General features: G+C 78.3%; 1 protein-coding gene. It reads left to right on the top strand.

Going from position 1 to position 382, the window contains the following annotated elements; all coding sequences use genetic code 11:
* Window positions 1-382: hypothetical protein (locus tag G3I78_RS50830; protein WP_164437448.1), on the top strand; the 382-nt coding region annotated here is incomplete at both ends.

The following is a 382-nucleotide window of genomic DNA, read 5'->3' as shown; positions in this document are numbered from 1 at the left end:
TCGTCGACGCCGTGCCGGCGGTCACCGGTCCCCTCGTCGGCCTGGGGGACCGGGTCGAGGCGGGCGACGCGGTGCTGGAGGGCTCGCAGCCCGTGGAGGCGCTGACCGTGGCCCCGATCGCCGAGGGCGGCGGTCTCGGCCGGCTCGCCCGAGAGCCGGTCGTGCTGCGCCTGGGCGAGGTCGAGGTACCGATGTCGAGCACGGCGCCCCAGGGCGCCGAGCTGGACGGCGTCGTGGCGGCGCTCGAGGAGGCCGCGGCCGCGGGCACGCTCGAGCGGATCGCGGACGAGTCGACGTCGACGGTGCGCTACCGGGGCGCGATCCTCGCGCTCCAGGACCCGGCGGAGCGCGGTGCCGTCCCCTCGACGGCCGTGCGCGTGGA

It is taken from the genome of Streptomyces sp. SID13726, assembly GCF_010548375.1.
In the GTDB taxonomy this organism is placed as follows: Bacteria; Actinomycetota; Actinomycetes; order Streptomycetales; family Streptomycetaceae; genus Streptomyces.
Note: the sequence above shows the minus strand (reverse complement) of the source record. Positions and strands in the feature narration are given on the sequence as shown.